Annotated in this window: 9 protein-coding genes and 1 pseudogene; all 10 read left to right on the top strand. The window is 31.9% G+C overall.

Going from position 1 to position 13,686, the window contains the following annotated elements:
- Positions 1–331: 331 nt before the first annotated feature.
- The 10 genes and pseudogenes from HFD15_RS11990 to rnr all read left to right on the top strand — a co-directional run bounded on the left by HFD15_RS11990 (position 332) and on the right by rnr (position 13,250).
- A complete protein-coding gene (locus HFD15_RS11990) occupies positions 332–2,962 on the top strand; it encodes a sensor histidine kinase KdpD (RefSeq protein WP_167593657.1) in 2,631 nt (876 codons plus the stop codon).
- Positions 2,952–3,662 (top strand): response regulator transcription factor, encoded by a 711-nt coding sequence (locus tag HFD15_RS11985; RefSeq protein WP_038601017.1) that lies wholly within the window; start codon positions 2,952–2,954, stop codon positions 3,660–3,662. Before HFD15_RS11990 ends, HFD15_RS11985 begins: the two co-directional genes overlap by 11 nt.
- 246 nt (positions 3,663–3,908) lie before the next feature.
- A complete protein-coding gene (kdpF, locus tag HFD15_RS14605) occupies positions 3,909–3,989 on the top strand; it encodes a K(+)-transporting ATPase subunit F (protein ID WP_072285303.1) in 81 nt (26 codons plus the stop codon).
- Positions 3,990–3,998: 9 nt separating this feature from the next.
- A complete protein-coding gene (locus tag HFD15_RS11975; RefSeq protein WP_058208197.1) occupies positions 3,999–5,726 on the top strand; it encodes a potassium-transporting ATPase subunit KdpA in 1,728 nt (575 codons plus the stop codon).
- Between the two features lie 8 nt (positions 5,727–5,734).
- Positions 5,735–7,801, top strand: coding sequence for a potassium-transporting ATPase subunit KdpB (gene kdpB / locus HFD15_RS11970; RefSeq protein WP_058208196.1), 2,067 nt, complete (start codon positions 5,735–5,737; stop codon positions 7,799–7,801).
- A gap of 17 nt (positions 7,802–7,818) precedes the next feature.
- On the top strand, positions 7,819–8,448 hold the full coding sequence (locus HFD15_RS11965; protein WP_017864475.1) for a K(+)-transporting ATPase subunit C: 630 nt from the start codon (positions 7,819–7,821) through the stop codon (positions 8,446–8,448).
- An 805-nt stretch (positions 8,449–9,253) separates the two neighbouring features.
- Positions 9,254–9,598, top strand: coding sequence for a helix-turn-helix transcriptional regulator (locus HFD15_RS11960; protein WP_012897802.1), 345 nt, complete (start codon positions 9,254–9,256; stop codon positions 9,596–9,598).
- Positions 9,599–9,632: 34 nt separating this feature from the next.
- Positions 9,633–10,916, top strand: a pseudogene (locus HFD15_RS14545) (MucBP domain-containing protein); the annotation flags it as partial.
- A 161-nt stretch (positions 10,917–11,077) separates the two neighbouring features.
- A complete protein-coding gene (locus tag HFD15_RS14600) occupies positions 11,078–11,152 on the top strand; it encodes a hypothetical protein (protein ID WP_235586184.1) in 75 nt (24 codons plus the stop codon).
- 100 nt (positions 11,153–11,252) lie between these two features.
- Positions 11,253–13,250: a ribonuclease R gene (gene rnr, locus HFD15_RS11945; protein WP_017864478.1), complete on the top strand. Its 1,998-nt coding sequence runs from the start codon at positions 11,253–11,255 to the stop codon at positions 13,248–13,250.
- The last annotated feature ends 436 nt before the right edge of the window (positions 13,251–13,686 follow it).

Below are 13,686 nucleotides of genomic sequence, written 5' to 3'. Positions count from 1 at the left end.
ATAAATATGTCCTTAACATCACTCATATTCATATACATAATATAATTATATTTATATTTATGTCAAAACCCATGATATATTATTTATGTTTGCGATAACTTTATATTTTAAATTTACTATTGAAAAATAGTAACATAAGCCATAATGTTTCGTGCACTATCAAAAAAATTAAATAGATTTATTTATCAATCTAAGCTTAGTGATTTAGTTAAGTGGAAATCTAAAAAATAATTTTATAAGATAGTAAAATTAGGAAGGCCAGAAAGTTTATGTCATTAATGGACTACGTTTTTTATGCTATAATATGGACAAGAAAATTTAGAGGCAACCAATGAAAAAGGGAAAACTAAAAATATATTTTGGCTATGCTGCTGGTGTTGGAAAAACATTTGCTATGCTCGAAGGGGCGCGTGAGGTTCAGGAATCTGGAATTGATGTTGTTTCAGGTTACATTGAACCTCATAATCGACCAGAGACCTCAAGATTAATTGAAGGGCTGGAAACCTTACCTTTAAAAAAAATAAATTATAAAGGAATTCAATTAAAAGAGTTCAATTTAGAAGAAGCTTTGATTCGTCGACCTCAGGTTATCCTAGTTGATGAATTAGCCCACACAAATTGCCATGGTTCAAGGAATAAGAAGAGATTTCAAGACATTGAAGAACTTTTGAAAGCAGGAATAGATGTTTTTACAAAAATAAATATTCAGCATCTTGAAGGTTTAAATGATGTAATTGAAAAAATAACTGGGATTATTGTTAATGAAAAAATTCCTGATTACATATTTGAAGAGGCTGATCAAATTGAGCTAATTGATATTGAACCCATTGATTTATTAGAACGACTAGATAAAGGAAAAATTTATCAGTTAAACAAAGTAAATCAAGCAAAAGCAAATTTTTTTACATTAGAAAAACTTATCGCCCTTCGGGAAATTGCTTTACGAAAAACTGCTGACCAAGTCAATAAGAGCGCTATTCGTAAAGCTCAAAATAAAAAAAGCATTTATGCAAAAGAACATGTTTTAGTATGTGTTTCAGCTTCACCCTCAGCCTCTCATGTTATTCATGCAGCGGCGAGACTTGCAGTTGCATTTAAAGCAGAATTTACGGCATTGTATATTGGTGATTTAGAAAATTCTTCCAAAGAAGAAAAAGATAGATTGAGACAGAATTTACGTTTAGCTGAACAGTTAGGTGCAAAAATATCTGTCCTTTACGGAGATAATGTTTCTAAGCAAATTGTCGAATATGCTAAAATTAGTCAAATATCAAAGCTGGTAATTGGTAAAAGTGTGCAAAGTTCATTTTGGAATAGGGAAAATATTGTAGATCTTATAAGTCAGGAAGCACCAGAACTTGATATCTATGTCATTCCTAATGCAAGGGGACAACAAAAAAATACTTCTGAAACTTTGTATAATTTTAAAAAAATCCGGTTTTCATTAAGTGATTTATTGAAAACAATACTGATGCTAGCTCTTGTCACTTCATGTGGGTTAGCCTTCAAATATTGGAACTTCAATGTTGCTAATATAATTATGCTTTATATTCTAGGAGTTCAGATTAATGCTATTTTTACAAAAGGAAGAATTTTTAGTCTCATTTCCTCAGTCTTATCTGTACTTTGCTTTAATTATTTTTTCACAGAACCTTATTACACTTTTGTAGCTTTTAGCTCTAATTATCCAATTACTTTCTTAATTATGTTGGCTGCTGGATTAATTACGTCGACATTAATCAAAAGAATTCAAGAACAAGTTCGAGTCTCTACGGAAAAATCATATCGAACAGAAGTACTTTTACAAACGAATAAAGATTTAGCACAGGTTGATTCGGTAGCAGAAATTCTAGAAGCAACAGTTCAACAGTTAAAAAAATTACTTGATCGAGATATTGTGATTTATCCAATCAAAGATAAAGTTTTAGGAGATGAATCATATTTTTCAACTAAGTCTTCTAAGTATAATTTAAAAAAATACCAGAATTTTAATGAGAGAGGTGTAGCTGAGTGGGTAATGCACAATAATAAACGTGCAGGAGCAACGACCAATACATTATCATCTGCTAATTACTTATATTTGTCAATTCGTGGGAAAAATCAATCTTTTGCGGTGATCGGTATCTTAATGAAGGATAAAAATGAGTTGGAAACATTTGAAAAATCTATAATTCTTGCTATATTAGGTGAAGCGGGATTAGCTTTAGAAAAAGAAATTCTTCGAGAAGTCCAACAAAAAAACGAAATTCAAATTGAGCAAGAACAGTTACGTGTAAATTTGTTACGTGCTATTTCGCATGATTTAAGAACTCCACTAACTAGTATTTCTGGACATGCAAAATTACTGATGAAAAATGATAGCACAATAAACAAACTTCAAATTCAAGAATTATCAGCTTATATCTATGATGATTCAATGTGGTTGATTAATTTAGTTGAAAATCTTTTATCTATCACAAGATTGGATGAAAAAATAGAATTAAAGTTGGAAGCAAATATTATTGATGAAGTAGTTGAAGAAGCACTTAAACATGTAGACAGGCATTTTGAACAGCATGAATTTAGTTTAAATTTAGCCGAAGAACTCTTAATGGCAAAAATGGATGTGGCTCTTATGATACAAGTGATTGTAAACTTGATTAATAATGCGGTGAAATATACGCCAATTAATTCTAAGATAAAACTACAAACCAAAAAATTTAATGATGAGTTAGTTCTTGAAGTTTCTGATAATGGGCCTGGGATTACTGATAAAGCCAAAGAAAGAATTTTTGATTTATTTTATACTGATGAAAATCGGCAAGTTGATTCTAAGCGTGGTTTAGGTTTAGGACTTTCTTTGTGTAAAAGTATTATTTTAGCACATGGAGGACAAATTTATGTTAAAGATAATCAGCCAAATGGAGCAATTATTGGTTTCAAATTACCTTTGGAGGAGGTTTTAATTTCTGATGAACAATGATGATATAAAAATATTGATTTGTGAAGATGATTTGTCAATTAATAAACTCTTATCTTTGACAATGGAGGTTGAAGACTATAATTATGTAGCCGTTCAAAATGGAAAGGAAGCGTTAAGAGAAATTATCTCTCAGCGCCCAAATTTACTAATTTTAGATTTAGGCTTACCGGATATGGACGGAAAAGAAATTATTTCTAAAGTTCGTGGATTCTCTCAACTTCCAATTATCGTAGTCAGCGCCAGAGGAGAAGATGCTGATAAAATTTCAGCTTTAGATGCTGGTGCGGATGATTATTTGACAAAACCATTTAGTACTGATGAACTTTTGGCTCGACTTAGGGTAAGTTTGAGAAGAGCTAAGTTTTCTGGAAATAATCAAAATTTACTGACAGAAGTAACAACTTTTACTAATGGCTGGTTGAAAATAAATTATTTATCAAAGTGTGTTTTTGTAAATGAAAAAGAGATTCATCTCACACCTATTGAGTACAAACTTCTTTGTTTATTAGCAGAAAATTTGGATCGTGTAATGACCTATAACTATCTTGTCAAAGAAATCTGGGGGTATTATGAGGAAGATTTTTCAGCACTTAGAGTATTTGCAAATACGCTACGTAAGAAGATTGAACTTGATTCCAATTATCCAAAGATGATACAAACACATATTGGCGTCGGCTATCGTATGATAAAAATTGACTAAAAAGTACTGACAGATTTGTCAGTACTTTTTTTATGAGAATCTTTAGATTATCTTTATACAAACAACCTAATCTTTACACTCTTTTTATTTTTCAAGTGTTAAAATAATTTCAACATCAAGGAGGAGGAAAATATTTTGATGGATTTATTAATGCTTGGAGGACTAGTAGTAAGTTTTTTACTAATTCTGGCTCTAATAGCTTGGTGTGACAAGCAAATTAAAGAAAATTAGAAAGAAGTTTTTAAAATGTTTATTATTTTAGGGATTATTATCATGTTATTGGCGATTTATCTCTTTTATGCTCTGATTTATCCAGAGAGGTTTTAGGGGGAACAAATGTTACAAATTATTTTCGTATTGGCAGTGGCCATATTATTAATGATACCTACAGGAAAATACCTTTATCACATAGCGACAGATCAAAAGACCTTTGCAGATCCGGTCATGGATAAATTTGATGGCTTTATATATAAATTGATTGCTATGAAAAAGCATCCAATGACTTGGAAAAAATACGCGCTATCTCTAGTATTAACAAATGCTGTAATGGTTTTTATTGGTTATTTAATTTTGAGAATTCAAGAAATTCCCTTTCTAAATCCTAACCATATTGGGGCAATGGAGCAAAGTCTAAGTTTTAATACAGTAATTTCATTTATCACTAATACTAACTTACAAAACTATTCTGGAGAGTCTGCCCTTTCCTATATGAGTCAAATGATTGTCATTACCTTTATGATGTTCACATCAGCAGCTTCTGGTTTTGCAGCCTCAATGGCTTTCATTCGAGGATTGTCTGGAAAATACAAAGATATGGGAAATTTCTATTATGATTTTGTACGAGTAATTACTCGTGTATTACTTCCATTTTCTATTATTGGCGCTTTATTATTGATATCACAAGGCGTACCTCAGACATTAGTACATAATTTAACAATTACAACCCTTGAAGGGAAAATGCAAGATATTGCTCTAGGCCCAGTGGCAGCTCTTGAAATCATAAAACATTTGGGAACAAATGGTGGCGGATTTTTTGCGGCAAATTCGGCAATGCCCTTTGAAAATCCAAATATTATTACAAATATAATTGAAATGCTATCAATGATGTTATTACCTGGTTCGATATTATTTGCGTTTGGATATATGGTTTCAGATAGTCATCAAGAAAATAAATTATTAAATTCTCAATTAAAAAGTAAAAGAAGATTTTTCTTAGGAAAAGAGGCTCGACCATTATTTATCGTGATGAGTGTTTTATTTTTAATCGGGCTTACAATAATTATTTGGGCTGAGTTCAAAGGTAATCCTATTTTACAGCACCTAGGCTTAAGTCAAGCTATGGGTAACATGGAAGGGAAAGAAACTAGATTTGGCACAAATATGTCAGCTTTATTTACCGAAATTACTACTGCTTTCACAACAGGTTCTGTAAATAACATGCATGATAGTCTGGCACCATTAAGTGGTGGTATTGCCATGATTAATATGATGCTTAATCTTGTTTTTGGAGGAAAAGGCGTTGGATTAATGAATATGATTCTCTACGTTCTTTTGACAGTATTCATCTGTGGTTTAATGATTGGCCGAACTCCTGTTTACTTAGGGAAAAAAATTGAAGGAAAAGAAATGAAATTGACTGCTCTAGCAATTATCATACACCCTTTAATTATTTTAAGTTTTACGGCACTAGCCGTTTCTGTTTCCGCGGGTATTGCTGGAGTATCCAATCCTGGCTTTCACGGTTTATCGCAAATTGTTTATCAGTATACATCTTCGGCGGCGAACAACGGTTCGGGTTTTGAGGGGTTAAAAGATAATACCGCTTTTTGGAATATTACGACAGGAGTTGCTATATTTTTAGGCCGATATCTCACTCTAATTATTCAACTTGCGATTGCTTCATCATTAATGATGAAAAGGTCGGTAAATAATTCTGTAGGTTCACTTAAAACAGATAGTGGAACTTTCACCGTCGTTCTATTTGTAATAGTGATTGTAATATCAGCATTAACATTTTTACCAGTTTTGGTTCTTGGACCAATCGCTGAATCTTTAACATTATGAGGCTTATGATGATTTCTAAAAATAAAAAACTATTGAATCAAGAGATTCTAAAAAGTTCTATCAAAGGAGCTTTTATCAAACTTAATCCAGCATATATGATAAAAAATCCAGTCATGTTTGTCGTTGAGGTTGGATTTACTATTACATTAATTCTATCTATTTTTCCTAACTTATTTGGGACAGTTCAATCGTCAAGTCAAATTTATAATATAATTGTGACTTTAATCTTATTCTTAACAATTCTTTTTGCTAATTTTGCAGAATCTGTCGCTGAAGGCAGAGGAAAAGCTCAGGCGGAGAGCTTGAAAAAAACGCAAAAAAATATGAAAGCAAGAATTATTAATAAAGATAAAGCTACTAATCAGATTAAGGAAACTATTATTGATGCAATTGAGTTAAAAAAAGATGATTTAGTTCTAGTTAAAGCAGGTGAATTGATACCAAGTGATGGAGAAGTGATTGAAGGAATTGCTTCCGTCGATGAATCGGCAATAACAGGAGAATCTGCTCCTGTTGTAAAAGAATCTGGTGGTGACTTTGCCTCAGTAACAGGAGGAACAACTGTTTCAAGCGACTGGCTCAAGATAAAAATCACTTCTAGTTCAGGAGAATCATTTCTTGATAAAATGATTTCTCTTGTTGAAGGAGCCTCACGGAAAAAAACGCCAAATGAAATAGCATTAAATACTCTACTTGTGAGTTTAACTATTATTTTCTTAATAGTTATTGTGACACTCTACCCCATTGCTTCTTTTGTTCATGTGAAGTTAAGTGTAACGACACTCATTGCCTTAACGGTCTGCTTAATTCCAACAACAATTGGTGGCTTACTATCGGCAATTGGGATCGCTGGAATGGATAGAGTGACACGTTTTAATGTGATTGCAATGTCTGGTAAAGCAGTTGAAGCCAGTGGTGATGTGGATACTATGATTTTAGATAAAACGGGAACAATTACATTTGGTAATAGAATGGCCGCAAAATTTCTTCCAGTAAACGGTGTTTCTTTAGAAGAATTGACAGAAAATGCTGTTTTAACTTCATTGAAAGATGAAACACCAGAAGGCAAGTCTATTATTAGATTAGCAGAAGAACAAGAAGATAAGGACTTTATGACTCCAGCTGAAATGACTTTTGTAGAGTTCACCGCTCAAACAAGAATGAGTGGAGTTGATTTTCCGACAGGAAAGACAATTCGCAAAGGAGCAACAGATGCTGTGATTGATTATATTCAACAACAAGGAGGGGGAGTTCCTAATGATTTGAAGAGAATTACCGATGAAATATCTTCGGTAGGCGGCACCCCATTGGTAGTTTCAGAAGATTCAAAGATTCTGGGAGTTATCTATTTAAAAGATACAATAAAGCCAGGATTGGTAGAACGGTTTGCTCGTTTACGTGAAATGGGAATTAAAACAATTATGTGTACTGGTGATAATCCTTTGACGGCCGCAACGATTGCTCAAGAAGCTGGGGTTGATAGTTATATCGCTGAATGTAAGCCAGAGGATAAAATCAAAGCAATAAAAGTTGAACAAAACGATGGAAAAGTTGTTGCAATGACAGGGGATGGAACTAATGATGCACCAGCACTAGCACAAGCTGACGTTGGTATTGCAATGAATTCAGGGACAAGTGCGGCCAAAGAAGCAGCAAATATGGTAGATTTAGACAGTGATCCGACTAAAATTCTTGATATTGTAGAGATTGGTAAACAACTTTTAATTACAAGAGGAGCACTAACAACATTTTCTATTGCCAATGATATCGCCAAATATTTTGCGATTATTCCCGCAATGTTTATGCTTGCTATTCCACAAATTCATGTTTTAAATATCATGAATCTTGCAACGCCTTCCAGTGCAATATTATCAGCATTAATTTTTAATGCAATAATCATTCCACTTTTAATCCCTCTAGCAATGAAGGGCGTAAAATATAAACCACAGCATTCGGATAAAATGCTGACACATAATATGTTAGTTTATGGTTTAGGAGGAGTTATTGCCCCATTCATTGGAATAAAAATTATTGACTTAATCATTGCTCCGTTATTGCACATGATCGGTCTTTAATGCTAAAAGGAGAAGTGATGAGAAAAATATTTAAAGAATTAAAAACACCTTTTCTAGTTACAGTGGTTTTTACAGTGATTTGTGGTCTTTTCTATCCATTGCTCATAACAGGTCTGGGACAAAGTATCTTTCCCTATCAGGCTAATGGTAGTCTTATCGTTAATAAGGGGAAAGTGATAGGATCTGAATTAATTGGTCAACAGTTTTCTGATCAAGAATTCATGAAGGGACGTCCCTCAGCTGTTAATTATAATACTTATACTGCAAAAGAAAAATCTGAGGGTAAATATTTGGGAGTGGCTTCAGGTTCTCAAAATTTATCACCTAGTAATCCCTTACTAAAAAAACGAGTAGAGAGTGATTTAAAAAACTTTCTAAATAATAATCCGAGCATAAATAAGAAAGATATTCCTACAGATTTATTGACATCATCAGGTTCAGGCCTTGATCCTAGCATTAGCCAACAGAGTGCCCTGATTCAAATTCCTCAAATTTCGAAGTCTACAGGTATAAGCGTAGATAATTTGAAAAAAATTATTGATAAAAATACTCAAAATAAAACTTTAGGATTTCTAGGTGAAAAAACAGTCAATGTATTAAAAGTTAATCTTGAAATTTACAATCAATTAAGTGAAAAAAGTGATTAATAACGTAAAAAAAGAAAAACTATAAATCACTATGATTTATAGTTTTTTTTGATATCTCTTTTTATAAAAATAGTATGGAAAGATTTTAAGACTATCTTTCCAATTGTATACTTCTAAAAGTAAGCATTTACGGATGGTAACATAAAAAGTAAGAAGTTTTAAATTAGCGATAAATTAAGCCAAAAATGATTTAGAATAAACAATTAGATAACAGAAAATCAACGGTCTTGGTTTATGAGAAATATTTTGGTGAGAATTATTCTAAGGAACCCTTTCAAAGAAGCTAAAAAATACCAGTGAAGTATTAACAATTTTTGAAATTTCTATCGAAAAAATTAATGGATTAGGACATGAAATGGAATAAAATCGTTTGGTTCAATTAACATATATATAAAACATGTTGGCAAAAAAAATAAAAAAATGTATAATATAGAGTACATGTAATTAATGTAACATTTTTATAATTAAAAAAAGTCTGATGAATAAAGTATTTAAACAGTCAGTGGTTTAAATATCATGATGTTCCGTAACATATTATAATGAGACTCCGAAAAATTAAGATTTTTCGGAGTCTTTTTGTGCTGAAAAATACATAATATGCCACTTATGATTCGTTACGATTCCCATACCATGACTTTTATTTACTTAATTGTTTTATTTTAAATACCTTTTTTTTTTCAGTATTTTTGTAAATGCTGTTTTAAGCGAATTGTTCATATATAAGTATAACAGAACAGTCACAGTACTTTCCGAAAAATCTTAATTTTTCTGAAAATTAGATTTTGATATTTTGAAAGGAAAAACGATGGAAGAAAGTATATTTTATAAGAGAGTTAGAAAGCTAGCGACTGATTTAGGAAAATCATTTAATCAAATCGAAAAAGAATTAGGATATTCTCGAAATGCCTTAAGTAATTATAAAACACAAACCATGCCATCAGCCATTCGGTTATTAGAGTTAGCAGAGTATTTTGATGTAACACCAAGATATTTACTAGGGATGGATAAAATTTGTTCAAAAAATCATGAAGAAAGAGATTTTGCAGAGTTTCTTTTTAAAAGTCTTGATAAAAATCAAAAAATTGAAATATGTAAGTTTTCGCAAACCTGGATGTTGCAAGAATTAAAGGAGGAACAATCTCACAATTAAAAAGAATTTAGAGATTGTATGGAGTTTATTTATTATGATAATAAAAAATAAGATGGTAAAAAGACTTATAAGTACTTTTTTAATGTCATTATTGCTTACATCAATGATGTTAGTAATTGGAGCTGGAAAGGTTTATGCTCAAGGTTCAGTTTCGAGTACGAGTCTACAGGTCTCTGCCGATGGTTCTGATTACTATATCATAGGTTCTGACTTTTATAATCACTTCGTTAGGCCTACAACCGTTGACTTAGCGAAAAATAAAGTTGTTTATAATAAACAGATACTAACAGTATATAATGGCAGAATAGATAAATGGAAAATGTCTTTCTTGAATCAGGATTCATCAGGAAAATCCTGGTTCAAATTTTTATCTTATCCAGAAGCAACTAAAGGAGACATAAAAATTACTTATACAACGGATGGGATTAACTATTCTGATAGTAAACCAAGTCTAGAACAGCTCAAAGGCTACATGGTCGAGCTTCTTAAACCAATTGTATATCCAGATGATGCAATTAACCAAGAGAATGATATAGAGGTTTCTTTTCAACTTTCTCCTGATACTGATTACATATTGAGCAATTCCAATTTAAATAAACAGTTTATTCCTTTTAGCGGAGAGTACTGGTTACAAAATTATAGTCCTTATCCCTTTTTTACTGATCGAAATCAACTCCAATTCGTATACCCAGATTATTCTAAAGGAGTAATGGTGAAGTATGTTGATGAGGAAGGAAATGAAATTCATGATCCACAAACTATTAGTGGTTCAAAAGGAGATGTTTATGACGCCAGTACAGATCAGTACAAATTGGTCTTAGATGGTTACACATTAAACACATCTAAACTACCACAAAATAGTATAGGAAATTTTAAAGAAGCGCTTCAAACAGTCACTTATGTTTATTCTAAAAATCCAGTGGTTGCAGCTGATGTGACAGTAAGATATGTAGATATAGAGAATAATCCTATTTCAGAAGATATCATTTTACAAGGAAATATTGGTGAAAACTATTATACTGATAAAAAAATATTAAAGATTATACTCTAAAAGAAGTTCAAGGAAATTCATCAGGTCTGTTTTCAGAAAAGGTACAAACAGTTACTTATATATACAAAAAAAATGAGTTACCTATTGCTACAGGAAAAGTTGTTGTAAAATATATAGATACAGATGGAAAATCAATTTTAAAAGATGTTGTTAGAACTGGAACTGTTGGGGAAGATTATATAACTGAAGAAAAAAATATTTCTGGTTATACTTTTCAAGGAATTCGAGGTAATTCAAAAGGTAAATATACGGATAAAATTCAGACCATAACTTATGTTTATACTAAAAATCATATTATAAAACCAAAAGATGAATTAGTAAATTCTGGAACAAAAATAATAAATAAAACTAATCCAAAAGTTAAAAACTCCAGTTCTGAAAAATCCCAAAAACTACCTGAAACTGGTGAAAACAAAAAAAGGAGTATATTGTTTTTCATTAATGGACTCACTCTTATAACTTTAGGGTCAACTATTATAGTATTTCGACATAAAAAAGAATAAATAAAAGGCTATCAAAGGCCTTTTTATTATTAATAGTCGAATATTGCTTACTGATTATGTTATGATAGAAAGATACAATTGGAGGAAGAAATAAATATATATGGTTCAGCTATCAGAATTAGCATCAGCACTTAATCAAACAGAAAGTAAGGGAGTATTTTCTAAACATCCTAAAGGTTTCGGATTTGTTCATCCAGAAGACGCAACAGATAAAACAAATGATATCTATATCGGTAAAAATGATACTAAATTTGCGATGGATGGGGATAAAGTTACCGTTAAAGTTACCTATCCTAAAACTGAAAAACGCGGTGCAAGTGGACAAATTACTAAAATAAATGAACGAGCCGTAGTTGATACGGTCGGGACTTACCGTTCTTTGTCAAATCGTCAAGTCAAAGCATTAGGATACAAAGGAAGAATAGAACTCTATAATGATCGAATTTCTGATACTTTATATATCAAACAACCATTATCAGGGGTTCAAGAAGAAGATGTAGTAAGTCTTAAAATAACCCAATATCCAACCGATACCAAGACATTTGAAGGAAAAATTACAGGTATTATTGGACATAAAGGCGAAGTAGGACTAGATATTTTAGAAGTGCTTTGTGCTATGAAAATTCCACAAGAGTTCTCTTCTGAAACTTTAGCTGAGGCTGAGGCATTTTCCGAAAAATTAACTGATTCAGATTTGCAAGATCGTGAAGATTATCGGAATGAAATTACCTATACCATTGATGGAGATGATTCTAAGGATTTGGATGATGCCATCCACGTTAAAAAATTATCAAATGGACATTTTGAATTAGGAGTCCATATCGCTGACGTCAGTCATTATGTGACTGAGGGTTCTTCTTTAGATGAAGAAGCCTACTCACGCGCAACATCAGTCTATGTAACTGACCGAGTTGTTCCGATGTTGCCTGTTAAGTTATCCAATAATTTGTGTTCACTCAATGAAGCTAAAGAGCGACTAACAATGTCTTGTCTAATGGAAATTGATGACAAAGGTAAGATTGTCAGTTATAAAATATCACCTTCAGTCATAAAAACAACTTATCGAATGACTTATAATAATGTCAATAAAATGATTCATCAAGGACAAGAAGGTCATAGAGAAGCCCTTGAAAACTTCTATAAAATTACCGATTCGATTAAAGTGGCCGTTGAACTTCATGAAATTCTTGAAACAATGCGAAAAGACAGAGGAATGATTGAATTTGACGAGAGTGAAGCAAAAATTATTTTAGATGAAAAAGGTCATCCAATCGAAATTGTAAAACGTGATCGTGATACTGCAGAACGAATGATTGAATCCTTTATGTTGATGGCAAATGAAACTGTTGCCCTTGATTTTCAAAAGAAAAAACTACCTTCCTTATATCGAGTTCACGATAACCCTAAAGAGAAAGCTTTTGCTAAATTGATGGAAGCTGCTGCTAATGCTGGTTTTTCCTTGAATTCAGATTCTCATCAAGCCATTAATTTCTTTGCTGATGAAATTAAAGGAACAAGTTCTGAAAAGGCATTGACTTATCAACTTCGACATACGATGTCAACAGCGGTTTACTCTGAAAAAAATACAAAACATTTTGGGCTCGCAGCGACTAACTATACGCATTTCACAAGCCCAATTAGACGTTATCCTGATTTAATCATCCATCGTTTATTGCATTTATATCCTTCTGACCATTCTAACCGTACTAAAGACGAGTGGAAAGAACGTTTACCTGAAATTGCTAGCCATTCTTCTGATATGGAACACCGTGCGGTCGTCACTGAACGAATTATTGATGCAATGAAAAAAGCAGAATATATGTCAGAGCGGATTGGAGAAGTTTACACTGGTACAATTACAGGCCTACAAAAATTTGGAATCTTTGTTGCATTAGATAATACAGTTGAAGGTTTAATTCGTGTACCTAATTTACATACTGGGACTACGGAAGAACTTGAATTTGATGAAGAAGCAAGTATTTTTACAGGAAAAAAATCAGAAACAGTCTATCAAATAGGACAAGAAATAAAAATTCGTGTTATTGCTGCTAATAAACGAAAAGGAACAGTTGATTTTGAACAAATTGCTCCTGAATAAATCCAGTCTACTATTATGTCGAATAAATAAAGGACTAATAAGATAAATTAAACTATTGAAATTTAAATATTTTTGAGTAAAATACCAGTATTTACTGGTATTTTTATTATGCTAAATAACAACATAGATATTTTATTAAAATAAATGTTGACTTTTAAAAACATAAGTATTATAATTCAGATAATTAAGAATTGACAAACAAGAGATGAAAGAGTAGTCTTAGGTATCAGTTGAGAGAGCCTTGTTGCTGAGAAAAGGTCTGATAATGGGATGAACCACACTCATCGCTATCTTACTCACATTATTATGTGAGCGTTAGCTGCGTTAATGCTAAGTTGTTATAACTTACCGAGGTCACTTTTGTGAAAAAGTGATAAATTAAGGTGGAACCACGATTAAACCGTCCTTTAAGCCAAGTGCTTTTAGGCGTTTTTTT

Source organism: Lactococcus sp. EKM203L (genome assembly GCF_011800585.1).
Lineage (GTDB): Bacteria > Bacillota > Bacilli > Lactobacillales > Streptococcaceae > Lactococcus > Lactococcus lactis.
Note: the sequence above shows the minus strand (reverse complement) of the source record. Positions and strands in the feature narration are given on the sequence as shown.

What these genes read in the sequence shown, in the direction of transcription:
- HFD15_RS11990 (WP_167593657.1), top strand. Translation starts at nt 332, where the DNA reads ATGAAAAAGGGAAAACTAAAAATATATTTTGGCTATGCTGCTGGTGTT.
- kdpF (WP_072285303.1), top strand. Translation starts at nt 3,909, where the DNA reads ATGTTTATTATTTTAGGGATTATTATCATGTTATTGGCGATTTATCTC.
- HFD15_RS11960 (WP_012897802.1), top strand. Translation starts at nt 9,254, where the DNA reads ATGGAAGAAAGTATATTTTATAAGAGAGTTAGAAAGCTAGCGACTGAT.
- HFD15_RS11985 (WP_038601017.1), top strand. Translation starts at nt 2,952, where the DNA reads ATGAACAATGATGATATAAAAATATTGATTTGTGAAGATGATTTGTCA.
- HFD15_RS11975 (WP_058208197.1), top strand. Translation starts at nt 3,999, where the DNA reads ATGTTACAAATTATTTTCGTATTGGCAGTGGCCATATTATTAATGATA.
- rnr (WP_017864478.1), top strand. Translation starts at nt 11,253, where the DNA reads ATGGTTCAGCTATCAGAATTAGCATCAGCACTTAATCAAACAGAAAGT.
- HFD15_RS11965 (WP_017864475.1), top strand. Translation starts at nt 7,819, where the DNA reads ATGAGAAAAATATTTAAAGAATTAAAAACACCTTTTCTAGTTACAGTG.
- kdpB (WP_058208196.1), top strand. Translation starts at nt 5,735, where the DNA reads ATGATTTCTAAAAATAAAAAACTATTGAATCAAGAGATTCTAAAAAGT.